This window comes from Kordia sp., from assembly GCF_050633145.1.
Taxonomy (GTDB): Bacteria; Bacteroidota; Bacteroidia; order Flavobacteriales; family Flavobacteriaceae; genus Kordia.
This window is the reverse complement of the sequence record NZ_JBOEFY010000002.1, coordinates 93,370-119,568: the sequence shown is the minus strand read 5'-3', so window position 1 is coordinate 119,568 and position 26,199 is coordinate 93,370. Positions and strand designations below refer to the sequence as shown.

At 33.9% G+C, this 26,199-nt stretch carries 24 protein-coding genes; 10 read left to right on the top strand and 14 right to left on the bottom strand.

Annotation, left to right across the window (positions count from 1 at the left end; translation table 11 throughout):
* Positions 1-92 precede the first annotated feature (92 nt).
* The 6 genes from ACRBBL_RS00980 to ACRBBL_RS00955 form a co-directional block, all read right to left on the bottom strand.
* Entirely contained in the window at positions 93-560 is a 468-nt protein-coding gene (locus tag ACRBBL_RS00980) for a hypothetical protein (RefSeq protein ID WP_431367159.1), read from the bottom strand.
* A gap of 47 nt (positions 561-607) precedes the next feature.
* Positions 608-1,762, bottom strand: a complete 1,155-nt coding sequence (locus ACRBBL_RS00975) for a serine hydrolase domain-containing protein (RefSeq protein ID WP_431367158.1) — start codon at positions 1,760-1,762, stop codon at positions 608-610.
* A 206-nt stretch (positions 1,763-1,968) separates the two neighbouring features.
* A complete protein-coding gene (locus tag ACRBBL_RS00970; protein WP_431367157.1) occupies positions 1,969-2,490 on the bottom strand; it encodes an NUDIX domain-containing protein in 522 nt (173 codons plus the stop codon).
* A 179-nt stretch (positions 2,491-2,669) separates the two neighbouring features.
* Positions 2,670-3,404 carry a TerB family tellurite resistance protein gene (locus ACRBBL_RS00965; protein WP_431367156.1) on the bottom strand — a complete coding sequence of 245 codons (735 nt, stop codon included), beginning with the start codon at positions 3,402-3,404 and terminating at the stop codon, positions 2,670-2,672.
* A gap of 200 nt (positions 3,405-3,604) precedes the next feature.
* Positions 3,605-5,422, bottom strand: coding sequence for a glycoside hydrolase family 2 TIM barrel-domain containing protein (locus ACRBBL_RS00960; protein ID WP_431367155.1), 1,818 nt, complete (start codon positions 5,420-5,422; stop codon positions 3,605-3,607).
* 253 nt (positions 5,423-5,675) lie between these two features.
* On the bottom strand, positions 5,676-6,134 hold the full coding sequence (locus tag ACRBBL_RS00955; RefSeq protein WP_431367154.1) for a hypothetical protein: 459 nt from the start codon (positions 6,132-6,134) through the stop codon (positions 5,676-5,678).
* A 240-nt stretch (positions 6,135-6,374) separates the two neighbouring features.
* Here ACRBBL_RS00955 and ACRBBL_RS00950 point away from each other — a divergent pair, with 240 nt between their 5' ends.
* From ACRBBL_RS00950 to ACRBBL_RS00940, 3 genes are all read left to right on the top strand, one after another.
* On the top strand, positions 6,375-7,730 hold the full coding sequence (locus tag ACRBBL_RS00950) for a UDP-N-acetylmuramate--L-alanine ligase (protein ID WP_431367153.1): 1,356 nt from the start codon (positions 6,375-6,377) through the stop codon (positions 7,728-7,730).
* A gap of 98 nt (positions 7,731-7,828) precedes the next feature.
* Entirely contained in the window at positions 7,829-8,473 is a 645-nt protein-coding gene (locus ACRBBL_RS00945) for a hypothetical protein (RefSeq protein WP_431367152.1), read from the top strand.
* 199 nt (positions 8,474-8,672) lie between these two features.
* Positions 8,673-9,314 carry a hypothetical protein gene (locus ACRBBL_RS00940; RefSeq protein ID WP_431367151.1) on the top strand — a complete coding sequence of 214 codons (642 nt, stop codon included), beginning with the start codon at positions 8,673-8,675 and terminating at the stop codon, positions 9,312-9,314.
* Between the two features lie 99 nt (positions 9,315-9,413).
* Here the strand turns inward: ACRBBL_RS00940 and ACRBBL_RS00935 are convergent, their stop codons facing one another.
* Positions 9,414-10,088, bottom strand: a complete 675-nt coding sequence (locus tag ACRBBL_RS00935; protein ID WP_431367150.1) for an FMN-binding negative transcriptional regulator — start codon at positions 10,086-10,088, stop codon at positions 9,414-9,416.
* Entirely contained in the window at positions 10,031-10,486 is a 456-nt protein-coding gene (locus ACRBBL_RS00930; RefSeq protein WP_431367149.1) for a DUF1569 domain-containing protein, read from the bottom strand. Before ACRBBL_RS00930 ends, ACRBBL_RS00935 begins: the two co-directional genes overlap by 58 nt.
* 162 nt (positions 10,487-10,648) lie before the next feature.
* Between ACRBBL_RS00930 and radC the strand changes: the two genes are divergently transcribed.
* The 6 genes from radC to ACRBBL_RS00900 all read left to right on the top strand — a co-directional run bounded on the left by radC (position 10,649) and on the right by ACRBBL_RS00900 (position 16,689).
* Entirely contained in the window at positions 10,649-11,368 is a 720-nt protein-coding gene (gene radC / locus ACRBBL_RS00925) for a RadC family protein (RefSeq protein ID WP_431367148.1), read from the top strand.
* Between the two features lie 220 nt (positions 11,369-11,588).
* Positions 11,589-12,884 carry a polysaccharide deacetylase family protein gene (locus ACRBBL_RS00920; RefSeq protein ID WP_431367147.1) on the top strand — a complete coding sequence of 432 codons (1,296 nt, stop codon included), beginning with the start codon at positions 11,589-11,591 and terminating at the stop codon, positions 12,882-12,884.
* Positions 12,868-13,551 carry a YjjG family noncanonical pyrimidine nucleotidase gene (locus ACRBBL_RS00915; RefSeq protein WP_431367146.1) on the top strand — a complete coding sequence of 228 codons (684 nt, stop codon included), beginning with the start codon at positions 12,868-12,870 and terminating at the stop codon, positions 13,549-13,551. The genes ACRBBL_RS00920 and ACRBBL_RS00915 overlap by 17 nt, the downstream gene beginning before the upstream one ends.
* A 193-nt stretch (positions 13,552-13,744) precedes the next feature.
* Positions 13,745-14,299 (top strand): hypothetical protein, encoded by a 555-nt coding sequence (locus tag ACRBBL_RS00910; protein ID WP_431367145.1) that lies wholly within the window; start codon positions 13,745-13,747, stop codon positions 14,297-14,299.
* Positions 14,300-14,313: 14 nt separating this feature from the next.
* The gene (locus tag ACRBBL_RS00905) at positions 14,314-15,741 is read left to right on the top strand and encodes a DUF5723 family protein (protein WP_431367144.1); all 1,428 of its coding nucleotides are present in this window, start codon (positions 14,314-14,316) and stop codon (positions 15,739-15,741) included.
* A gap of 141 nt (positions 15,742-15,882) precedes the next feature.
* Positions 15,883-16,689: a hypothetical protein gene (locus ACRBBL_RS00900; protein WP_431367143.1), complete on the top strand. Its 807-nt coding sequence runs from the start codon at positions 15,883-15,885 to the stop codon at positions 16,687-16,689.
* Positions 16,690-16,955: 266 nt separating this feature from the next.
* Here the strand turns inward: ACRBBL_RS00900 and ACRBBL_RS00895 are convergent, their stop codons facing one another.
* On the bottom strand, positions 16,956-18,233 hold the full coding sequence (locus ACRBBL_RS00895) for a replication-associated recombination protein A (RefSeq protein ID WP_431367142.1): 1,278 nt from the start codon (positions 18,231-18,233) through the stop codon (positions 16,956-16,958).
* A gap of 91 nt (positions 18,234-18,324) precedes the next feature.
* Between ACRBBL_RS00895 and ACRBBL_RS00890 the strand changes: the two genes are divergently transcribed.
* Entirely contained in the window at positions 18,325-19,080 is a 756-nt protein-coding gene (locus ACRBBL_RS00890; protein WP_431367141.1) for a rhomboid family intramembrane serine protease, read from the top strand.
* Positions 19,081-19,083: 3 nt separating this feature from the next.
* Here the strand turns inward: ACRBBL_RS00890 and rlmB are convergent, their stop codons facing one another.
* The 5 genes from rlmB to ACRBBL_RS00865 all read right to left on the bottom strand — a co-directional run bounded on the left by rlmB (position 19,084) and on the right by ACRBBL_RS00865 (position 26,161).
* Positions 19,084-19,821 carry a 23S rRNA (guanosine(2251)-2'-O)-methyltransferase RlmB gene (gene rlmB, locus ACRBBL_RS00885; protein WP_431367140.1) on the bottom strand — a complete coding sequence of 246 codons (738 nt, stop codon included), beginning with the start codon at positions 19,819-19,821 and terminating at the stop codon, positions 19,084-19,086.
* 73 nt (positions 19,822-19,894) lie between these two features.
* Complete coding sequence (locus tag ACRBBL_RS00880) at positions 19,895-20,740, bottom strand: hypothetical protein (protein WP_431367139.1); 846 nt, start codon at positions 20,738-20,740, stop codon at positions 19,895-19,897.
* An 11-nt stretch (positions 20,741-20,751) separates the two neighbouring features.
* Positions 20,752-21,594 carry a DUF1735 domain-containing protein gene (locus ACRBBL_RS00875; RefSeq protein WP_431367138.1) on the bottom strand — a complete coding sequence of 281 codons (843 nt, stop codon included), beginning with the start codon at positions 21,592-21,594 and terminating at the stop codon, positions 20,752-20,754.
* A gap of 18 nt (positions 21,595-21,612) precedes the next feature.
* Positions 21,613-23,034, bottom strand: a complete 1,422-nt coding sequence (locus tag ACRBBL_RS00870; protein WP_431367137.1) for a RagB/SusD family nutrient uptake outer membrane protein — start codon at positions 23,032-23,034, stop codon at positions 21,613-21,615.
* A 13-nt stretch (positions 23,035-23,047) separates the two neighbouring features.
* Positions 23,048-26,161 carry a SusC/RagA family TonB-linked outer membrane protein gene (locus ACRBBL_RS00865; protein ID WP_431367136.1) on the bottom strand — a complete coding sequence of 1,038 codons (3,114 nt, stop codon included), beginning with the start codon at positions 26,159-26,161 and terminating at the stop codon, positions 23,048-23,050.
* Positions 26,162-26,199: the final 38 nt, after the last annotated feature.

Genomic DNA, 26,199 nt, shown 5'->3' with positions numbered 1-26,199 from the left:
TTACATATACGGAGTAGAAAGGTAGGGAAATTTTGGGTGGTGTGGAAGTTTGGTGTGTTGTTGAATTATTGTGAGTAGGCTATTACCTTTATTTATCTTTTTTCAGCGTATGTATACTTCTCAAATTTATTCGGTAACTCATTTGTTACTATTAATCTATTAGATGTAATATTTGGCTTGATTTTAATAACTTTAGTAGTTGCATCAATTTCCACAACGTGCGTACTTCTCATGTTAAAAACATCAATATGTAAAGCTTTAAATTCATACGTTCCATCTTTAAGATTAATTATAACGTATTCTCTCGATCTAATTTGTCCTAAAGCTTTGTCATCAATCCATATATTTAGTCTTGCTGTATTATCAATTTTATGCAATATATCTGCTCCATTATAAATTAGAACTGTTCCATTTCCCAATTTGTCAAGATCAACTTTTTCTAAATCAGTTTCTATAAAATTATATTCAGAGGTTATTGGTCTCAACGCACAAGAATTAAATAATAATACCATTGAAAATAGAATTAGATATTTGATTTCTTTTGAAAAGTACGTACTCATTTATTATTTGTTTTAGTTTATTCTGTTAAATTAGAGCGTGTTGGTTTTTAGTGTTTTTCTAACCAATTATTTTTCTCGAGTATAGTAATTGAGTTTAGTACTAACTTTTTAAAATCTTTTAATGGTCTATTAAAAAGTCCCACAAAAAGAATGTCTTTTTCAGGTATTGTAATGTAAAATGCCCTAAAACCTCCTTGAGAACCAGTATGATAAACAAGATCAACTTTAAAATTACTTTGACCTTTTAATAGATTTTGTTCACCTGTGAACCAGCTATATCCAATAAAAGGAGCTGATGTTTCTGACCAGTTTTTAGGATGAAAGACCGTTCGAGATTCATCTACCATTTTTTTACTTAGAAACACGTTTTTTTGAATAGCTTCTTCGTATTTAGCAAGGTCTAATACAGATGACCAGATACCACCATTTCCTGCAGCGGCAAAAGTGGGCAATTCTCCATAATCATACTCATAATATGAACCGTAATAAATGCTGTCTCCTTCTGTATAGTAATTGTCATAGCCATGTGCAACACCAGATTCAGGATAAGAACCATTAGTTATTTTGCTATGTTTCATTCCTGATGGTTTAAATATGTTGTTTTCAATAAAATGTTGCCAAGGTTCATCTGCTAATTGTTCAATTATTAATGCTAATCCATTATACGAAGGATTTGAATATTCATGTTGTGTTCCAGGTTCAAAATTTAAACTGTCTGCTTGCTTTAAAGGTGCAAAATTTCCCTTATCCTTTGCAGTGAGATAAAAATCGAAGTTATCCCATACTTTTCGAAGATCGGGCAATCCAGATGTATGTGATAACATGTGCCTGATAGTTACTTTTTCGGCAAGCGTTTTATTCTTGAAATCATTAAAATATTTATAAAGATTATCATCCAGTGATAGCGAGTCTCGTTCATTAAGAATCAAGATTCCATTTGATACAAATGTTTTTGAAATTGAGCCTGTATTGAAAATGGTATTTTCGGTAATCTTTTCTTTAGTTACAATATCTGCAAGTCCATAACTTTTTAAAAATGCTATTTCATTTCCTTTTTTTACTAATATAGAACCTCCTGGTTCATCTTGGGAGAACTCCTTTTCAAACAATGTATTGAGTTGTAATTCTAAACTGTCATTAGTTACTTTATCAGAACACGAAATTGCTGTAATGCAGATTGTAAATAATAAAATATATTTCATTACGATTATGAAGTTTGAGTCGTATTATAGTTAGTCGTTGCGAATGTAGTACAAGTGAAAGGTATTAAATAATTGAATACTTCAGTATAGACAAGGCAAAAAAATATTAAGAATGAAGCAACATCACTTTTAAAGAAAGATTATATATACACAATGGTATTTTCTGTAATCACTTACAAATTCAGCAGTATGTTGTTAAAAACAAATCAACACTTCATATTCGTTACTATCAACTCTAGTAAAAAAGTTTCTCGTTCAATAGACATTCCTTTTTTTTCACTTGTAGCCATGGTCTTTTTATTATGTTTAATGGCTTCATGAATATCAATCCAAACCGCTTTCATGCCATTCTTTTTTTCGTAAGACTCCAAGTTTGAATTACCTAGTTCTTTGTCAATATCGCAGGTATAGCAATACGAAATCATGTGTTGAACGTCATAATCTGATTTGTACCAAGGTCTATATTCTTCATAAATGCCAAAAGGTTGAATGTTTCTAATAGATTTGGCTCCAGTTTCTTCTGTAAGCTCTCGCATCATGCCTTCTATTTTATCTTCACCTATATCTAAACCTCCACCGGGAAGACTGTAATCTTCATATCGTTCCGTATACAGTAATAAAATGTTCGTTCCTTGCGTAGCTATACTTCTAGTAGCAAGTCTTGTAAACATCGATTTATGTTCTAAATCTTTTAGCTCAGGATGGTAATGGGTTTTTAAATTTTGCATTTGGGAAGTCTAATCATTAAAAGAGTTCACACCATTTTTTGTGTGAACAATAGCGCGCAAAAATACACTAACTTTTCGGTTTTGTTTATAACAGGTCAATTTTAAAAACTACTCAAAAACAACCTCATTGATATACATGTTTCACGAAAAATTGTGGCTGAGTTGATTGCTCACAATTTTTAAAATTTCCGTTCCTTTTTTATAGTCTCGTATGCAAGTTGGATTTCTTGAAATTTATTTTTCGCAAATGCTTCAAACTCTTCAGGAAGTCCTTTTGAAACTACTTTATCAGGATGATATTCTGATGCTAATTTTCGATAGTTCCTTTTTATAGTTTCAGGCGTATCATGCTTTGTGCAGTTTAATACTTTATAGTATTTGTCAGTTTCTTCAAAAAATAAAGATTTCATGTTGGAATACTCGACATCAGATAAACGAAAGATGTTGAAAATACGTTTTATCATTCTTTCTTCATTGGCGTGATAGACACTATCCGCCGCAGCGACAATGAATAATATTTCAACAATCATTAGCAATTGTTCTTTATCGTATGGAAAAGCATTGTAATAATCGTTCGCAATTTCTTCAAATGTTTTGTTGGACGATTTTGCTTCTCTAAAGATTTTAATAGCGGCATTCTGTCCATCGGCATCTAACTTTAAATCGTTTTTCATTAAATGCTTTAACGTATTTATTTCTTCTTGAGAAACCACACCATCTGCTTTTGCAATTTTTGCACTTAGTGAAAATATTGTTATAAATGTTACATATTGTTTTTGCTCTAAGTTTGAAAGTTGTTTTTGTTCTGTATTTCTACTAGGTCCAGCTCCTAATCCGACACCGATAATGGCACCGATAGGACCTCCAATTGCAAATCCTATGGAACCTAAAATAGCTGAAGATATCCAACCCATAATTGATTATATTTTTAAAGTTTTTGAAATTTTAGAGAAAAGATTTATTCTAGGATAAAGATAGTACATAGTGTATTCCTAATACTACGGTTTCCCATAATTAACTATTGTTGAATAATTTTTCAGTCGCAAAAATATGAAAAAACAACAGATTGCTTCATTGGAATTTCTCATAATACGATAAAAAATAACATAGAAACTTACTCAAAAACAACCTCGTCAATATAAATGTTTTGCGAAAAACCGCGACTGCTGGAAAAGAGTACCAAGCCAGAACGAATGCAACTTAAATCAGCACGTTTTATTTTTAAAGTATATTTTTTCCACTTGCTGGTCAATTTAATTTCTTTAGATTTTTTTGCGGTATCAGGAAAAGGTTTGTCTTTGTCAATCAGTCCGAAACCAATTGTTGCATAAACACCATCAAAATCGGATTTTGCCCAAAATGAAAACTTTTTAGCGCCTTCTATTTCATAACCACCTAAGATATTTCCCCAATCATTTTTTGGATCTACAAAGGCAACTCCGTACCAACCACTTTGTGCTTTATACTCAATTTTGATAGCATACTTTCCAGAATGTACTTCTTCAGTACTTTGAGTATCTACAGCTATGGCTTTGTAGTTTCCCATGTAACCTGTTGGGATATATGGCAAATCGTTTCCATCTTTGTACACATAAAAAGGTGCTTGTACTTTTGGAACTAAATATTTTTTGTTTTTGGCAGCTTCATCTATCACTGCAATTCCTGTAGAAGCAATTCCGACATTATTGAAGCTGTCTTGCACATGTACATAGATTTTAACAGCGCCGTGTTCTTTTGGAACTTGAACTTCAAAACCATCTGTAAGCGAACCTCTGTGATTTATTTTGGTGAGTTGATCTCTGCGTTTGCGACTTCCTGTACGTTGATTGTAATAGAAGTGAATGTCTAAATTTTCATTTTCGGCATCCGTAACCTTTAAGTTTACAGGAATCCAAGTATTGCTTTGTACTGCGGTTTCAAGCAGTTTAAATGTGTCTATTTTCGGAATGGCATTCGTTGGTTCTTTTCCAGTGTATGCTTTGCGAATTGCCCAATATGTTGGACGATATAAATCATTATAATGTGTAAATAGCCAAGGTGATATAAAATCGTTTCCGTTGGCATAATGAAATATATATACGCCAAGACAGTTTGATTTACTTTTAATCCATTTATTGTAACCATCTACAATTGTAGTGTATTTTTCTTCGTCAGATGGTTCTACTTTGACACCATTTTGAACATTTTTAATATCCCATTCGCCCGTAACATTAAATTCGGTAATGATATATGGTTTGTCAATGTTTCTTTTTAGTAATTCTTCCGAAAGGAAATTTGCGCCAGCGCCATAACTATTCAAACCATAAATGTCAATGGAAGGCACGTGTTTTTGCCACCAATCGAGTCCAAAGGTCCATGCTTCTGTAGAAGTAATCGGATGATTTTGATCTATTTTTTTAATGTCTTTGCAAATTCGTTCAAGTAGTTTTGAATAGGCTTCTTTTTCGGCGTCTGTAGCCATGTTGAGGTAGACTTCATTTCCAATTCCCCAAGTCAAAACGGCAGAATGATTTTTATAGGTTTCCACAACTTTTAGTGCATTTTGGTACATGACTTCTTTGCCTTCAGTATCTTCTAAGTAATTGAAACTGTCGTCATCTTCCATACCAGGTCGTCCGTGTCGCATCCAAATACCAAGCATAATTTTGATATTGTATTTTTCAGCAGCGTCAAGAAGTTTTTTAGCATTTTTTCCGGCTGCCCACGTACGAATGGTATTCACGCCAAGTGATTGTAAATCTTTAAAATAGGTTTCGTAATTAGCAACATCATCCGAGTAACCAAATGTAGCGCCTTTTACTTCAAATGGTTTTCCATCAACGAGTAAGTTCCAAGTAGCATCTTTTTTTTCAACGGTTACTTGTGCATTCGCAAAAAAACAACAAAAGTAGGCTAGGAGTATGCTGAAACTAGAATAGTTTGTTGATTTCATAGGAAAGCTGGTATACGTTCGTTTTTATAAAGTTATGACTTTTTTTAGGATGTTTTTCAAATTCCAACTCGCGATACAGCGCTACAAAGAAAGTGATTATGATTTCAGAGACTTCAACCGTTTGTTCAGATACGAATTCAAAAAGAAACTTGTTCAGTGAATCTATAGGTTTTTAGAAGTAAAAATTCAGAAAAAGTATAGTTATGTAACCTAATACTCTTTCTGAATTTAATGTGTAATATACTATATTGTATTAGTCTTTTATTCTGCTTTTTAAGTAGTGTAAATACAAGAAAAGTCCACCTAAAACAAAGAGCACAAATTTTAGAATGATTAAGAAAACTCTTGTTCCGTTCATACTTCCTCTATAATCAAAATAACTTAAAACAGATTCTATATCAATCCAAAATAGACAGGCAATTAGAATACTGATTCCAACTTTACCAAATAATAAATTTAGATTTTCGTTTGATGTAAATGCTTTTCCTTCGCGTTTAGCCGTATACGCTTTTTTGAAAAAAATCATTTCTAATAAAATTCCCAAAACCCATGAAACTGAAGTTACTATTAAAAATATGGTCAGCCCTTGACCTGTAGAAATGCCAATAAATGTGCTGAGTACAAAGAATAATATGAGTCCAGGGATAAAGTTAAGTATGAATTTATCTAAGATAATTTCATCAAAAAAGACTTTGATTTTGTTGTTGTCCATGTTGGTTAGAGTTAATGGTTATTATTGGTTTTCCCTTTAAAAGTAAGAAATTACAATTTAACTATGGAGGTTAAGTAATAATAAAAGCGAAGAAGTAAGTGTTTTTAAGGTTCAATTGCGTTCAGTTTACTTGTAATTTTTGAATATGTCTTTCAGATTTTTTAAAATGGAGTTTCATTAATAAAATTCCCAAAAACCAAAAAAGCGGTTTATCTTTACACTTTTAGAACTCTACAAAACATGCGAATACATTTTATAGCAATTGGCGGAAGCGCAATGCACAACTTAGCACTAGCTTTACATGCCAAAGGATACCAAATTACAGGAAGTGATGATGTTATTTTTGAACCTTCAAAAGGTCGATTAGATGCAAAAGGATTGTTGCCAGAAACTTTTGGTTGGTTTCCTGAAAAAATCACGACCGATTTGGATGCTATTATTTTAGGAATGCACGCCAAACCTGACAATGCCGAATTGTTGAAAGCACAAGAATTAGGTTTGACTATTTATTCGTATCCTGAATTTTTATACGAGCAATCAAAATATAAAACACGTGTTGTAATTGGTGGAAGTCATGGAAAAACAACCATTACTTCGATGATTTTGCATGTGTTGAATTACCATGAAATCAAAGTTGATTATATGGTTGGTGCGCAATTGGAAGGTTTTGATACGATGGTGCATCTTACAGAAGAAAACGATTTTATTATTTTGGAAGGAGATGAATATTTATCTTCACCAATTGATCGTCGCCCAAAGTTTCACTTGTACAAACCTAATATTGCTTTGTTAAGCGGAATTGCGTGGGATCATATAAACGTATTTCCAACATACGAGAATTATGTAGAACAGTTTCAAATATTTGTAGATTCTATCACCAAAGGCGGAAGCATTAATTACAACGAAGAAGATGCAGAAGTAGTTCGTGTTGTAGAAGCTTCCGAAAATCCAATTCGTAAGTTAAGTTATAAAACACCAAATTACACTATTGAAAATGGAGAAACTTTGCTAGAAACTCCAGATGGTTTTATGCCAATTGAAGTATTTGGAAAGCATAACCTTAACAATCTTGCGGGAGCAAAATGGATTTGCCAACATATTGGTGTAGATGAGGAAGATTTTTATGAAGCCATTTCCACTTTTAAAGGAGCAAGCAAACGTTTGGAGAAAATAGCTGAGAAAAATTCTACAGTAGTATATAAAGACTTTGCACATTCACCAAGTAAAGTAAAAGCAACGACACAAGCAGTAAAAGAACAATATACAGACAGAACCGTTTTTGCTTGTTTGGAATTACATACCTATAGTAGTTTGAATGCCGAATTTTTAAAAGAATACAAAGGTGCTTTAGACGCAGCAGACAAAGCTGTTGTATTCTATTCGCCAAGCGCAGTAAAAATTAAACAGTTAGATGTAGTTTCGGAAGCGCAAATAGCGGAAGCTTTTCAACGTGATGATTTAATTATTTACACAGATCCAGCGGCATTTAAAGAATATTTATTCAATCAAAATTTAACTGAAACAGCAGTATTATTAATGAGTTCGGGGAATTATGGCGGATTGAATTTCGAAGAATTTAAACAACATATACACTAAAATAAAAAAAGCTTCGTTTAGGAATTAACCGAACCAATTAAAACCAACGCGCATACTTCATAATTACTTTTTACCAAAAACAATAAATCCGATTAATTATGAAAAATTACCTTTTATTGGCGGGTCTTGCGCTATGTTTTATTTCCTGTTCTTCAGACGATGACAATACTATTCCTGAACCAGAAGAAAATTTTTATGCCTTAACCGTTGGAAACTCTTGGGTGTACGAGCAATACCAGAGAGAAAACCAAGCGACAGCAGTATACAACCCAACTGGCGTTATTGACTCTGTAAAAATTGTAGCTACGGAAATGATCGATGGATACGAATTTTATAAATATCGAATTCGCAGATCTGGGAACGATAGTAACAATCCTATTCATGGACAAAATGGCGAACGTTTCAACTACTTTAGAGATTCTCTCGGATACTTAGTCTCTCATGACGGAAAAATGGTGTTTTCAAGAGAAGACGATCAAGAATTTTTCTTGTATGACGGTCCAGTGTATCCTGTATATACGAAGCGTGGCGAAAATACTGAAATCATCACAGCGGAAGCAGGCGAATTTGAATGCGGGTATATGGAGATATATGCACGTATGGAACCAGGAGGAGAATTGTTGCCAGCACTTGATAAAATACACTATGCTGAGGGTATTGGAGAAGTTAGGAGAACAATTTCGTTTGCCAGTAGTTCAATTCCTGTAATAGAAAGGCGTTTAATTTCCTATAGCATAGAATAATATAGAACCTTCTATTTTAAAAATTACATTCATTAAAGTCGTAATATTATTACGGCTTTTTTGTATATATAACTACATTAATTAAACAGCATATACACTAAAATGAAAAAAGTCTCGTTTAGTAATTAACCGAACCAACTAAAACCAACGCGCATACTTCATAATTACTTTTTTTACCAATCAAACAAATTAACTAATTATGAAAAAACCGTTTATACTAGCATGTCTAGTCTTATCTTTTATTTCCTGTTCTACCGACGATACTACAACTTCAGAAACAGAAGAAAATTTTTATGCCTTAACCGTTGGAAACTCTTGGGTGTATGAACATCAACGTAGATTAAATGGCGCATCCACTGAATTTGAAAATATCAATGTTATTGATTCTGTCAAAATTGTTGGCACAGAAGAAATCAATGGAGAAACCTTTTTTACATTTAGAACGCGAACTTCCGGAAACGAAGCCAATCAAGCCTTCTGTTCACCTAATGGCGAACATTTTAAACACTACAGAGATTCTTTGGGATATCTTATAAATGAATATGGAAAAGTCTTTTACTCGAGAGATGACAATCAAGAATTCTTAATAAAAAGTAACAATTCATTCTATTTATACACTGCATTGGCAGAAGGAAATGAAATGATATCAACTACTGTAGGCGATTTTGATTGTCAATGGATGGAAGTATATGCGAGAGAAGCGCCAGGTACAACGCCACACGATGGACGTGACCGTTATTATTTTGCTGGAGGTATCGGGTTTATATTTAATACATCATCTTATGCAAATAGCTCGTTGCACACTGTCGAAAGAAGTTTAGTGTCTTACGAAGTTCAATAAATCGTATAAATATCAGTTTAGTTTATAAGTCATTGCTAGGGTAAAGTACACTGTATTTTTTGCCATAAAATACAGTATGCTTTGCAATGATATATAGTGTTATTTTTTTAAAAGACCGTCAATAAAAGCCGTAATATCATTGCGGCTTTTTTGTATCAATTCTTCTTTAGCAAGATTGGTGTCTTTGGGCAACTTATCTTGCGAAAGCTTAAATTTTCCTTCCCAAGCAGTAATTTCCAACTTCACACCTACAATATAATCTGCCAGTGTTTGCGCTCTTGGATTTTTGGTGTCTAATACGTATGGATGCTCAGAAGATTCCAAAGTGGAAGTCATGTGTGCAATAGAAGTTAATACATCGTCATTATTAGGTATTCGTGTGGCTTTCGCCGAAATATGTACTTTGACGTAATTCCATGTGGGAAATTGTGTTGTGCTGTACACATTTGGAGAAATGTAGCAATTGGGTCCGTGAAATATCGTTTGCGCGGGAATGTTTTCTTGTAACAACTCAATATGCGGATTAAACTTGTCTATATGTCCAATCAACGAGCCAAATTCACCGTCAGAAGCATCATAAATTAATGGAACATGTGTGGTGAAAATTTTGCTGTCTTTTGCAGAAATCAATGTTGCCAACGGATACTTCTTGATCGTTTCAACAATATTACGAAACTTAGTTTCTTGGTGATGTTTTGGTGGATAGTTCATACTAATTAGACGCCAAACTGACTTAAATGATGATGTAAGTGTTTGTACTGCATTTTTCCCCATTGTTCGTGTGTAAATTTTCCAAACATTGGATGTGCCGGCCACTCAGTAGTATCTTTAAGTCCGTGAAACGAAGTAACCAATTCGGCTAACTTTGCTTTTTCGGTAATTACATCTTTTTCATCGCGAATAATAAAATCGCGTGCAGTTGGTAAATTTTGACTCCAAGCTTTATCGTTATACATTAACGGTTTGTAAATTTTAAAAACCAATCGTTTCATAAAACCAGGTCTCTTTCCGCTGAGGTTCATATTTCCCATGGCTAGTTCCAAAGGTTTTTGACAATGTGTACACATTTGTCCAACTGACATTTTTCCCCAAGATGCTTTAGATTCAGTAGTTAAATTCTCAATGCGATTCTGAATTTCTTCATGAGCATCTGCGTCAAATAATGATTTCATGTTTGGTGTTTTTTAATGATATAAATACAAAAATTAGATGTGATATAAAGGTACAGCAATCGTTATACATCTGAAAATAATTCAAAAAAAATAACGCTTATACATTTTTTTCAACGCTTACGAAGTCATTTCAAGGTTCAATCATAAAAAAAAGTAGCTTTAATGAAATTGAGATTCGTAATGAAAGAAAACTATGTACATCTACAATCTATAAAATATTGGTCAGAAGACGATCGACCGAGAGAAAAATTAGAACTTAAAGGAAAAAAAGCTTTAAGTGATGCTGAATTACTTGCCATTTTAATCCGATTAGGAAGTAAAGACGAAAGTGCAGTGTCGCTTTCCAAACGTATTTTGGCTTCCGTTGGCGGGAATTTGAACGAACTTGGAAAACTATCTTCAGAACAACTCAGAAAGTTCAAAGGAGTTGGTTTAGTCAAGGCAATCACTATAATTGCAGCTTTAGAATTGGGCAAACGCAGACAAATAGAAACCAAAGTAGAGTTAAAAAAAATTACGTCAAGCAGAATGGTTTTTGAAATAATGCAACCAATTATTGGCGAATTGCCACATGAAGAATTCTGGATCATCTATTTAAACAATTCAAACAAAGTCCTTAAAAAAATAAGATTAAGTAAAGGTGGTATTACAGGAACATTGGTTGATATTCGTTTGGTGCTTAAAACAGCGATAGAAGTTAGTGCGGTAGCTATTATTTTGGCGCACAATCATCCGTCAGGAACTTTAAAAGCGAGTGCGGCAGACAAAGCTATAACCAAGAAATTGAGCTTAGGTGCGGAAAATTTAGATATAAAAGTACTAGATCATTTAATTATCACAGAAAAAGAGTATTTTAGTTTCGCTGATGAAAACTTACTTTAATGTGGGTTTAATATAAGAAGTTACTAAGTGAATAAAATCATTACTTGTCACTTCGAGGATTATTGAGATTAAAATATTTTTTAATTGAAAATACTTAGCGAAGCTATCGAGAAGCTTAGGAAACTGACTGCTTTTATTTGATCTCGACTGCGCTCGATTTGACATTTAGATTAAAAAAACAATATCTCAGCAACTAAAAATAGTTTAAAAGAGTTCTATAATGCTGTTAGTATACACCCAAAAAATTACGCCAAGATTACGGTATACATTCAAACATGTACTAACACGTGTTTTAGGAATCCCTATTGATTTTACGACAAAAATTGAAACCTTTATTGCGCACAATGAAGTGAAAATGTCGTATGTAAAACAACCGCTTGGCGACGAGTTTTCTGTGAGAAGTCACGATTTGTTATTTGAACAAGGTATTGGAGAAGTAGACATTACTATTCAGCAATGGGATAGCACACCGTGTTTTTTCCCTGCGGGCGAAAAAAGTTCCGTGCCATACGATATTTTTGCAGCAAGCTTTTACATGTTAAGTCGTTACGAAGAATATTTGCCATATGTAAAAGATGAACATGGGCGCTATACAGCAGCAGAAAGTTTGGCGTTTAAAAATGATTTTCTCACCATTCCAGTTGTTGATATTTGGTGTCAGAAGTTTTTAAAAATTATTTTAGAACGATTTCCTGATGTTGTGCCTGAAAAACGTGAATTTCTATACAAACCAATCATCAATATTCCTGTAGCGTATGCATACAAAAAACGAGGAACTCTCCGAACACTTGGTGGATTTGCAACAGATATTGTACGACTTAAGTTTTCTCGTTTCATAGAGCGTTTTGCAGTATTACTAGGAATGCGAGACGATCCATTTGACAATTTTGAAACATTTATCGCACTGCATAAAAAATATAAAACCAAAGCGTATTATTTCTTTCAACTAGGCGATTATGCCACGAATGATCATAACATATCAATCTATAAAAATGTGTTTATTCGTTTAATAAAAAACGTATCCGATTATAGTAAAGTTGGGTTGTTAGCTTCGTACGCTTCGTTTACAGAAATTGAAAAACTCAAAATAGAGAAGAAGCGACTCAATTCAACAATTAACAAGCCTGTAAAACGTGTACGACAACATTGTAATATGCTCAATGTTCCACAATTTTATAGAGGTTTAATTGATTTGGAGTTTGCAGAAGATTATTCAATGGGTTATCGCGATACTATCGGATTTCGTGCAGGAACATGCAATCCGTTTTATTTCTATGACATCGGTATGGAAATTCAAACACCGTTAAAAGTCAATCCATTTTGTATGCAATATACTGGTGTGTTAGATGCTGAAGTTTTTACCAACGAAATCATGAAAATGGCAACCGAAGTCCAAAAAGTAAATGGTACTTTTGCGGCAGTATTTCACAATGTTGTTCTTTCAGAGCGCAACTTAGAATGGAAAGAATTGTATATCAATTTATTAAAAGCGTACAGCAATGCAGCACATCACTGATATTTTTTTTGATTTAGATCACACACTTTGGGATTTTGAAAAAAACTCCGCTTTAACCTTCAAAAAAATACTTTCCGAGAATGATGTTCCAGTAGAGTTTGAACGTTTCTTAGCGGTCTATGTGCCTGTGAATTTAGAATATTGGCGATTGTACCGAGAAGAAAAAATTTCTAAAAAAGAACTTCGCTATCAACGTTTGGCTAAAACATTTAAAGCAATCGAATTTGAAGCTTCAGACGAATTAATCAACCTTTTATCAGCACAATACATTCAGTATTTATCAAGTTTCAATCATCTTTTTGACTATACAGAAACGTTATTGAAAAACTTACATGGAAAATATAAGCTTCATATTATAACGAATGGTTTTCGGGAAGTGCAACGAAAAAAAATAAAAGCTTCTGGTATTTCGGAATATTTTGAACATATTATTGATTCGGAAAGTGTAGATGTAAAAAAGCCGAATCCAAAAATCTTTAATCATGCATTAAAATTGGCAAATGTAGCGCCTGAAAACGCAATGATGATAGGCGATAGCTTCGAAGCAGACATCTTAGGCGCACTGGAAGTAAAGATGAATGTTATTCAAGTTGATTTTGATAAAAAATACAAACATTTACTCTGTCCAATTGTACATCACTTGAATGAAATTGAAAGATTTCTGTAATAAAACCCAAAAAGCGTCGTTTTTTTAATAGAGAGTTGTTATAAAGAAGAAAAGTCTTAAAGCTTTTCAATTTGTTGAAATCATTTCAGCATCCAGTCATATTTGCATTGTTTTTTTAGTGAATGAATTCGATTGAAAATCCTTCAACGATTTGCAAAATTGACACATCCGTAAATTAAAATCTAGATCGTTAATGTTACAAAGAATTGTACCTATACTATTTTTATTCTTTCTCGCTTCCTGTGTAAAGGATGTCGATTTTGAACAAGCAGAAGATATTGCTATTTCGCCAGTGTTGGAATCAAGTTTGATCTTTTTTGATTTTCAAGCATCTCAATTTTCTGAACCTACAGGCACAGCCATTGTGACAGAAGGAGATGATTTAGAGTTAGATGTTTTTAACGATCAGTTTTTTCGTGATAATCTCATAAAAGCCGAATTCTTCTTTGAAGTAACAAACACAATTGATCGAAATTTTAGAGCAGATGTTATTATGTACGATGAAAATGATCTCGTATTACATGCTTTTGCTATTGACATTATGCCTGATGGAAATAATGAAGTTGTTGTAACGCATACAGAAGTATTTGAAGATGCATTGCTAGAACAATTTACAAACACGAAACGTCTTGAAGTAGTTTTAAGTATGTTTCCGAGTCCGACAGGAATTCCACTTGATGAAAACAGCATTGGAAATATAAAAATGCGCTCTAAAGCTACTTTGTACTTTTTAATAGATAACGAATAATTAATTACCGTTTTTTGAAAAAAATCACTTTCATATTTCTATTCTTAACTTGTTTTGCGTTTGCACAAAACAAGCAATTACTCTATAACTTTACCGACATTCCACAGTCGTTGTTATTGAATCCTGGAGCAGAAGTAAATTACAAATGGCATATGGGGATTCCGTTACTATCACATATCCATGCAAGTGCAGGTTCTTCTGGAGTTACAGCGTATGATCTATTTGCTGATAATGGTGTTGATTTTAATGAAAAATTGCGTCGTGTTGTGTATAATTTAGATCGAAATGACTACTTCACAATCAATCAACAATTAGAAATTTTTAGCGGTGGATTTGCGTTTGGAAATTCTTATGAACCCAATAAATATTTGTCTTTCGGACTGTATCAAGAATTAGATGTTCACTTTTATTATCCAAGAGATTATGCCATTCTTGCTTACGAAGGAAATCAGAATAATATAGGACGCGAATTTAATTTAGGAGATGTGAATGCAAAAGGAGAATTAATTTCAGTTTTTCATGTGGGTTTAACGACCAAAGTGAATAAAAAATTGACCTATGGTTTTCGTGGAAAAATCTATTCGAGTCTGCTTAATTTTAAATCGACTAATAATAAAGGAAGTTTCATCACGACAGAAGGCACCAATAACTTTTACAATCATACGTTTGATTTAGATTTGCAATTGCAAACTTCTGGCTATGCTTCGTTAATTGATTTAGATAATGACGGACAAAACGATTGGAATGAAAAGGCTGTCAAGGAATTGCGCAAACGTGTACTTTTTGGTGGAAATTTAGGATTAGGACTCGATTTCGGGTTTACATATCATCCAAAAGAACAATGGACAGTGACAGGAAGTGTACAAGATTTGGGTTTTATTTATCACACAAAAGACGTAGAAACTTATACACTCAAAGGAGAATATACATTTGAAGGTGTAAATCCACTATTTCCAAACAACGGTTCAGGACAAACTGCAGATGAATATTGGCAAGAGATTACAGATAATTTTGAAGATTTATTTGAACTGGACACAATTACAAATAATTATGTTTCTTGGCGTTCGCCGAAACTTAATGGTTCTGTTTCGTACAAATATGGAAAAAAGGTGTTGAAAGAATGTAATTGTACTGGAGAAGATGGCGATTATTTAAACGAAGCTGGATTGCAATTGTTTGCTATTGGACGATCGCGTCGACCACAATTATCGCTTACGGCATTTTATCGCAGACAATTGTTTAGTTTTTTAAGCGGAAAAGTTACGTATACCGCAGATGGTTTCTCAAAAACCAATATTGGCGTTGGTTTGTCTACTCATATTGGAAATGTAAATTTCTATATCATGGCAGATAATCTACTGGAATATCAAAATCTCGCCAAATCCAATTATGCTTCTGTGCAATTGGGCTTTAATTATATTTTTCCGATGCAGAAAAAGTAGTGGATTCCAATAAAATTCTTAATTTGGAGGCAAATAATAAAATTAGATGTCTATGTAAAGTGTCATTGTCGTTAGTTGCAGTCAACTAATGGTTATAGTGATAAATTTATCTGACAAAATTAACCTGATAAAAATAAGTAGATGAAACGTTTTTTAGCGAGTGTTGTTTTTCTTTTAATTGCATTTTCTTGTTTCTCACAAGAACTGAATAAATATAAGTATGTAGTCATTCCATATAAATTTGAATTTTCAAGTAAACATGATCTATATCGAGTGAACACATTGGTTCGTCATTTATTTAAAAAAGAAGGTTTTGAAGTATTATATGATAATGAACAATTACCAAAAGATTTGATCGCTGATAGATGCTTGGCATTGTTTGCAGATATCAATAATAAGTCGAATATTTTTACAATGAAAATGGCAATTGTTTTGCGCGATTGTTCGAATCAAATCATCATGGAAACTCCTTTTGGACGTTCAAAAATTAAGGCATACGAAAAAGGATACAATCAAGCTTTACGAAGAGCTTTTGCAGATATAGAAGCAAAAAATTATTCGTATCAACCAGAAGAAAAAGTTGTAGAAGTTCAACCACCGCCACCACCTGTGACTGTTGAGGAAATGCCTAAAAAGGTAATAGAGTCAAAAGTTGAAGAAGTTGTTGTAGTGGAAGAAACAGTAAAGGAAACCACTACTGAAAAACCGATGGTAAAAACTGTTACTAAAACTGCTACTACTGTTTTATATGCACAACCAATTGAAAACGGGTATCAGTTAGTTGATAGCTCGCCAAAAGTTGTGATGATTCTATTGAAAACAGGTGTTCCAAATGTCTATTTAGTAAAAGGGCAAGATGCTACTGTCTTTAAAGAAAACGGAAAGTGGGTTTTGTCTAAATCATCTGGAAACGGAAATAAAAAGTCTGCGTTGAATATTAAGTTTTAATTATTCTAGGTGCTTTTTCGATTAAATAGATTTCGAATCCAAAATCGTCCGATCGAGTGGAAACTCGTAGAGTTTTTGTATCGAGATCTAATGTGATAATCACAACATCTTTATTTAAAAGTACTTCTCGATACAATTTTTCTTCATTTTATTCGAAAAATCACTCGAAGTGACGTTTGGAATAAATGATTTTAAAAGCAAAATAGCGAAGTGGATCTTGTCTAATCGATATATGCAATATTATTTTGACCTAATACCTAAGCCCCTTAATACCCATACTTATCTTTCCAGCGATTTTTTAAGAAATCACGCAAACTTTTTTCACGAGGATTACTAGCTGGGTCATATATCTTTGTATTTGAAATTTCATCAGGAAGATATTCTTGTGCTACAAAGTTATGATTGTAATCGTGTGAATATTTATAATCTTCACCATAACCTAGATCTTTCATGAGTTTTGTTGGTGCATTTCGTAAATGCAAGGGAATGGATAAATCGCCAGTTTCACGAACAATTGCTTGCGCCTTTTTTATCGCCATATACGAGGCGTTACTTTTTGGAGATGTAGCTAAATAAACTGCACACTGACTTAAAATGATACGCGCTTCAGGATATCCAATAATTGAGACAGCTTGAAACGTATTGGTAGCAATTACAAGCGCTGTTGGATTCGCAATTCCGATATCTTCACTTGCAGAAATTAGCATTCTACGTGCAATAAACTTTACATCTTCGCCACCTTCAATCATTCGAGCTAACCAATACACTGCGGCATTAGGATCGCTTCCGCGGATAGATTTAATGAAAGCCGAAATGATGTCATAGTGTTGTTCGCCCGTTTTGTCATATAAAACGGTGTTTTTTTGAACGCGACTCAATACCAAATCGTTCGTAATGTTTACTTCTTCTGTGTCTTCTGAATTGATGAGTAATTCAAATATGTTCAATAATTTTCGTGCATCGCCACCAGAAAGCTTTAATAATGCTTCCGTTTCCTTGAGTGTTATTTTTTTCTTAGCAAGTTGCGTATCTTCTTTGATGGCACGTTGTAATAACTTTACCAAATCATCTTTCCCAAAAGAATTTAATACATATACTTGACAACGTGACAATAAAGCAGGAATGACTTCAAAACTTGGATTTTCAGTCGTTGCTCCAATAAGTGTAACCCAGCCTTTTTCGACAGCTCCTAATAATGAATCTTGTTGCGATTTGCTGAATCTGTGAATTTCATCAATAAAAAGAATCGGGTTTTTTGTTGTAAACAAACCTTTGTCTTGCTTTGCTTTTTGAATTACTTCGCGCACTTCTTTTACACCAGAACTAATCGCGCTAAGCGTATAAAAAGGTCTATCGGAAGTCGTTGCAATAATATTAGCCAAAGTAGTTTTTCCGGTTCCTGGCGGTCCCCAAAGTAGGAGAGAAGGAATAATACCTTGTTGTATTTGACGTGTAAGCACACCAGTTTCTCCAACCAAATGTTCTTGACTGATATAGGCTTCTAATGTTTTCGGTCGAATGCGTTCTGCTAAAGGTTCACTCATGGGGTAAAAATAGTACATTGTAAATAAAGTGACAATTTTTCATGTAAATGAATCTTGGCTAATTTTTTGACTATTTGATGTAAAATAATCTATGAATTCAAAACAGCATCCTTTTGTATTTACACCTGCCGTTATACTAATTCCGTTTCTATTTATCTTTTCGATTTGGTTGGTATATTGGAGTGAAGTTCGTTTTGGATTTCGTTTCAATGACTATGGTGTATACCCTAGGACATTGAAAGGATTGCGAGGTATTGTATTAAGTCCGTTTATTCATGGAAGTATGAAGCATCTTTGGAATAATACAGTTCCGTTGTTTTTACTCAGTGCAGCTATTATTTACTTTTATAGATCGCAACGTTGGACCATTTTTATTATTGGGCTATTTGGCTCAGGAATCATTACTTGGCTAATAGGAAGAGAAGCAAATCACATTGGTGCTAGTGGATTTATCTATGTGTTGATGAGTTTTATTTTTTTCAAAGGAATTATTACGGGATATTACCGATTTGTGGCTGTTTCACTCATCATTATGTTTTTATATGGAGGAATGTTGTGGTATTTATTTCCAATAGAATCACATATTTCTTGGGAAGGACATTTAGGAGGATTCGTCACAGGTTTTTTACTTGCTGTTTTTTTACCAGTAATTTATGCTAAGGAAACATATGAATGGGAAAAAAAGGAATTCATCCCGGAAGATGATCCCTTTATGCGTCATTTTGATGAAAATGGAAATTTTATTGAAACACTCCCCAACGAAGTAGAGGAGGAGTTACCAATAAAATCAACATTTAAAGTAAATTATATATATGTTGGGAATTCTAAAATCTCTGAAGAAGAATAGTTGTTACAAACGCTGTCGTACAATTTCATATAAAAAAGCACCACAAGCAACAGATACATTTAAAGAAGCAATTTCACCTAGCATAGGTAATTTTGCACGATGATCTACTATTTTTAAGATAGAAGGAGAAACACCTTTACCTTCAGAACCCATTACAATAGCTATTGGAATGGTAAAATCTACATCATACACATTATTCTCAGTTTTTTCTGTTGCGGCTACAATTTGTATTCCAGAACTCTGTAAATGATAAATAGCATCTTTGATATGATCTACTTTACAAATAGGCATTTTAAAAATAGCTCCTGCTGAAGTTTTTACTGCATCTGCATTTACAGGAGCGCCACCTTTCTTTTGAATGATAATTCCATCCACTCCGGTACATTCTGCTGTTCTAATGATTGCGCCAAAATTACGAACATCGCTTAACTGATCTAGAATTAAAAACTTTGGAACTCTTCCAGATTCAATTACATTCAAAACTAATGAATCTAGGTCGTAAAACTCAACTGGTGAAACCAAGGCAATTACACCTTGATGATTTTTTTTGGTGAGTCTATTTAATTTTTCTGGCGGAACAAATGAAGTACTGATTGCATTTGTACGTAAAAGTTGGTCTAATTCGTTGAATAAATCGCCTCTAAGCCCTTTTTGAATAAAAACCTTATCTATTGTACTTCCAGAATTTATAGCTTCTATAATGGCTCTTATACCAAAAATTTGTGTGTTATTATTTTGCATGGGGCAAATATAAAATAAAAAAACCACCCAGTTGGGTGGTTTTTAGTATGTATTACTAATGTGATATTAATTTCTACAATGGTGTATAAACAGATACTCCATTTTCTCCATATCCTTCACAGAACCAAGAAATAGTAACAACTCCTGTAGCGATATCAACTTCGTTAACACCTCCACTTAATGGAATACAAGGTCCCCATGGGTCACTTTGTCCTTCCCATTGGATTTTGTTACATGAGTTACTGAATGTTACATCAAAACTAGTTGGACCAGTTCCATATGCACCACTATAAGGACCTCCATTGTAAAGACCTCCTGAGAAATCTTGTACGAAGAAAGTACCGTCACCGTTATCAACGATTTCCATTACTTCAGTATTTGGGTTGAAGCTTGGTAAGAAATCATGGTATCCGTAGTTAGTAGTTACACTGTACATTCCACCTAAGTCTAATGTAAGGTCACATACTAAGTTTACTCTGTGAACTGTTGTAGCAGATCCATCAGATAATCCAATTCCAACACCTCTAGATGCACTTTGTAAAACGATATCAAAAGAGATATCAGAAGATACTAATGCAGTAGCAGCAGTTGGGATTACATTTAAGTCAATTGTAGCTGTATTTGTGTCAGTAACAATATCAACTGATCCACTAACAGTAATTGCATCACTTGATGCTCCTACTACGTCTTGGATAGTATATGTAACATTTACATTGCTCGGGTTAATAGGAGCTGTAAAGTTAACTGGAATTGAAATTGTCGTCAATGAATTATTTACTGACGTTGTAGTTGCGGATGAAGGAAATTCAATCCATCCAGATTCTGGATTTGCTTGAAACCTACTATCATCATCACTTACACAGCTATATGTAAGTACCAGTACTAATGGCAAGATGAATAATTTTACGATTTTTTTCATAACAGGGTTGATTATATTTTAGTTAATGTATATGAAGTTGTACCAGCAGCACCACAAATCTCAGCAGTATCTTCTGCGAAATTAAGAGTTATGTTAGTATCATCTCCAACAGTATATGTTCCTGGCGTAGCAGCAGGACCAAATGCTATAGATCCACCACAACCAACTCCTGATATTTGTCCTTCAACAATACCGTTAGATACAGTAGTACCACAAACTAAGTTGAATGAGAAATCAGCAGGTGTATTAGCAAATCCAAAACTTGGATAACATTTTACATTGAAGATTCTTTCAGTAGAAGCAGATCCAGCCATTAATTCAACAGTAATACCTGTTCCTAAAGCTGGAGCAAATCCTGCAGCTCCAATTCCTCCAGATACAAAGTTTAATGTATAATCACCAACTGCAAAAGTTGCAGCAATAGGGCAAATCTCTACAATTGATACAGTGTGTAAAATAGTACTACCTACACCACCATCATCAATTGAATCAATTTTCAATGATAATGTTTCTGGCTGAGTAGTTAATCCATTATCTACAGCAGTAACAGTTAAATTAGCAAAGTATGAACCCGCTGGAATTGTTACAGTAGAAGGGAAACTATAAATATCACTTGCAGCAGAAGTGTTGTCAGCATCAACAGAAATTGTAACAGTTCTGTCAGATGATGAAATTGTACTAGCTCCAATTTCAATATCAATGGAATTAGTATCGTTGATCTCAACTTCTAAACTAGAAGAAGTTCCATTAAAGTAAGCCAAAGTCTGGCTACCATCGTATATAGGCGATTCTGTTTCTTCACAGGATGTGAACATGAACAGTGCTCCTATAAAAAGTATTGCTATTTTTTTCATTACTTTCTTTTTTTTTAATTAGTATCCAGAGTTTTGAACCATATTTGAATTCGCATTGATCTCACCTTGAGGAATTGGGAAAACAAATTTCTCAGAAGAAACAGGTAAAGAACATGGTACAGTTGCACAGTCGATTGGAAGTCTTTCGATTCCAACGTTTAAGATGTTTCTGTATCTTTTAATGTCAATATATCTGAAACCTTCAAAACATAATTCGATTCTTCTTTCAGCTTTAATGTTTGTAATAGCTTCATTTAAAGAAGTGTATGTAGCCACAGTTTGAGCAGAACCAAATCTAGCAGTTCTAATTGAAGCAACATCAGCAGCAGCAGCAGCAAAATCTGGTGCAGCTTTTCTAGCGTGAGCTTCAGCTCTGATTAAATACATTTCAGAAAGTCTCATTGCTTTATAGTCATTGATATAGTTAGTATCCGAGTTTGGTGGATACTTTCCAATGATTAAAACTGATGGAGAAGCTCCTGGATCACTTGTAGGATCAACATTTACAGTACGACGAACGTCACCTGGAGCAAATTCTGCAAATAAACCATTTGACATATCCATAAAGCTACCACCTGTACCAGTAAATATCCAGTTAAATGCGATAGAAGCATTGTTTCCTAAAACATTATCGAATTTGAAAACTACCTCAGTTGTATCACCGTCACCAGCAAACATTGCAGCATACTGTGCTTGATTAGCTAAAGTATAGTTCGAAATGATTGTATTAGCATTTGAAATAGCAGTAGTGTAGTCACCAGTATATAAAGCTACTCTTGCTCTTAAGAACGTGATAAAGTCTTGTGTCGCATAGTTAACATCAGTTGAACTTGCAGGCATTAAACTTGCAGCTAATGTTAAATCATTTTCGATTTCAGTTAAGTTTTCACCAACTGTTTGTCTAGCTGGAAAACCTGAAGTAGCTACTACATTTTGATAGTATACACCTAATGAAGATGCATTATTTAAATCTTCTCCATAGTATGTTAATAAATCAAAGTGTAAATATGCTCTGAACGCATAAGCTTGCGCTAAAACGTTGTCATAAGTATCTTCTTCTCCAGATGCTGGTGTAATAGTTCCAGCAGCAGCTAAAAGACGGTTAAAGTTATTAATTGCATTATATCTATCAGTCCATGTTCCTTGATCACCACCTTGCGAGTTAAGAATTTGGTTGATTAATGCGATTTGCTGACCACCAGTGTCACCACCAATTTTACAGTTATCAGTAAAGATAGAGTTAAAAGCAATTAAACTTGCCTGTCCACCTCCACGGTTGATACTGTTAATAGCTCCACGAAGTCCATTTTCTAAATCGGATACTTGTTGAAAGGCGGTTTCCTCAACTAATGTGTCCACTGGAAAACGTTCTAATTGATCATCACAACTTACTGTAAAGAGTAAGGTAATAATAATTGGTATTAGAAAATATTTTTTCATTTTTATTTTTTATTTAAAAGTTTAAGTCAAATCCTAAAGTGAATGTTCTTGGCACAGGATAATCGAAGAACCCTCCAGATTGGTTACCTTCAGGATCAAATCCTCTCCACTTAGTCCAAGTAGCAACGTTTGTACCTTGAACAAAAATTCTCATTCCAGAAATGATATTTGTTTTCTCTAAAATCTTAGGATCTACTGTATAAGAAAGCGAAATGTTTCTTAAACGTAAATAAGATGCATCTTCGATATAACGATCTCCAATTTCTGCACGACCTTGGAATGATAATCTAGGAATATCAGTTACTTGACCTGGAGTTGTCCAAGCGTTTAACATAGTAACAGATTGGTTTGCGAAACCAGCTAAAGAAGCATCTTCAATAATCGCTAAAGATCCATTACGTCTGTATCTATCAGCAGCAAACGAGAATAACGCGTTTAATGTGAAACCTTTATAAGAAATATCAGTTCCAAAACCTCCCGTGTATGTTGGGTCAAAGTTTTTGTCTAGATATACAGCATCATTTGGATCGTATTCATTGGTAATGTTTCCATTAACATCATAGTATAGTGGTTGACCGTTAGAAGGATCTACTCCAGCCCATCTTACATCATGCCATGTGAATGCTTGACGACCTTCAGTTACACGAAGTGTGTTTCCTGTAAATCCAACAGGCAATTCTTCAACTCTGTTTTTGTTGTAGTTACCATTAGCACGTACAGTAATAGCCCAAGGGTTAGTTTGAGACTTTCTTAATACGTCATAAGCAATTTGTAAATCGAAACCAGTGTTTCTCATACTACCTATGTTAGTAATTACAGTATTGTATCCAGTTTGTGCAACAGATAATGGAGCATTGTTTGAGAATAATTCATCTGTTAAGAAGTTATAGTAATCAAACTCTCCAGATAATCTATTATTCCAAAGTCCAAAACTTAAACCAATGTTTAACTGATTAGTAGTTTCCCACTTGATATCTTCATCAATTAATCCATTAATTCCATATCCAGTACCTAATTGGTAACTAGTTGGGTTTGCAGCAACAGTTTGTAAACCTTGATAACGTCCACCAACTCCTTGGTTACCTACAACTCCATAACTAGCTCTTAATTTTAAAGCATTGATGAAATCAACATCACTCATGAAGTCTTCATTGTCAATATTCCAACGACCTGCAACAGACCAGAATGTACCTGTTGAGTTCTTAGGGAAACGAGATGTTTTATCACGTCTAACTGTAGCAGCTAAACCGTACTTTCCATCATAGTCTAAATCTAAAGTAGCGAATAAAGAAGCTAATGCTAGTTCACTTTCAGTAGAGAAAACATTAGGAACATAGTTTAATGCTAGTTCAGTTTCAGCATCTAAAATTCCGTCACCGTTAGTATCATCTCCTTCTTGAGTGTTACCACTAGTAAAACCGGCAGATGAACCTGGTAAAGCAGGATTTAAACCAAAAGCAGTAAATCCAGCTTGCTGTGTGTTAGAATAGTTATACTCACCGTATACAGAAGCAGATAAGTTTAATTTATCAGTGATATCATTTTGATATCTTAAGAAAGCATTCACAATAAAGTTAGAATCTCTAAAGAATGATTCACCTTGTGATCCTTTAATCTCCGAACCTTGGTTAGGAGTAATTAAACCTCTAATACTTCCTGGAGTTGTAATCTGTAAAAATTCAATATTAGTATAATCCATACCAAAAGAACCTCCAGCAGTTAAGTTTTTAGCAAAATTGTAATCTGCATTTATACTACCTACTGCTTTAATTTCAGTTTCTTGATCTGTATTAAATCTAGCTGTGTTTAAAGCTAAGAATGGAGTGTTTAAGAATCCATTAGCATTCACTTGATCTCCAGCAGCATTAATTGCTCCACTTCGTACAGTTCCAAAAGTATTTAAACTTCCATCAGGATTAAATCTGTTTAAGTAAGGAAGACCAATATATGGTACTAAGAACGGGTTGTCTAATTGACCACCTGTGTTTCCACCTCTGGCAGCATCAACAATAAAGTTACTCACCGAGTAGTTTAATGTTAAAGTAGTTCCATAGTTAAACTTTTTGTTTGCAGAACTTCCATTGAAGTTATTTCTGAAAGAAAAACGTTTTAAATCACTACCTAAAGTGATACCTTCTTGCTTATAGTATTGAGCAGATGTATATGAACTAGTAGTTTCACTACCTGTAGAAATACTTAATTCGTGAGATAATGTTGTTCCTTGTTGGAAAAACACATCTGACCAGTTAGTATTTGTTTGTCCTGCAATAGCTGCAATCTGTACATCAGATAAACCATCACCAAACTGAGTTCCTGGTAAAAGGTCTCTTTGGAATGTTAAGAATTGGCTTGCATTCATAACCTCAAATCTAGTTTTAGGTTTAACAGCAACTCCATAAAGAGTTCTGTACTGAATGTTTACTCCAGATCCTTTCTTACCTTTCTTAGTAGTTACGATTACTACACCACCGGCACCTCTGTTACCGTAAATAGCTGTAGCAGCCGCATCTTTTAATACAGATAAAGATTCGATGTCATTTTGGTTTAAACTTCTAAAGTTATCTTGATCTACTGGTACACCATCAATTACGAATAATGGCTCAATATCACCTTGTAAAGATCCACGTCCTCTAATGATAATTGTTGCAGATTGACCTGGTTGTCCAGAGCCTGTGTTCACACTAACCCCAGCAGCAGCACCTTGAAGTACTTGATCTAAAGAGGCAATTGGAACTTGCTCAATTGTTGAACCATCTACTGTAGCAATAGAAGAAGCTACTTTTGCACTGTTCTTAGCACCACCATAAGCGACTACTGTTACAGATTCTAAAGCTTCACCTTCTTTTAATTGTACATTGATAGTAGCAGACGAAACCTTAATTTCTTGATTAGCATATCCTACATAACTAAATACAAGCGTTTGCCCGTTGTTAGCTTTAATAGAATAATTTCCGTCGAAATCAGTAGTCTTACCTGTAGTAGTACCTTTAACCAAAACAGTTGCTCCTGGCAGCGGCATACCTGTGTCATCGGTAACCGTACCTGAGACAGTCTGTTGTTGTGCAAACAGAATTTGCACAAATAACGCTAGGAATAGCGTTAGAATTCCACTAAACTTTGTTCTCATTTTTTTAATTTATTTGAATTAGCTATCGCCAAAAATCC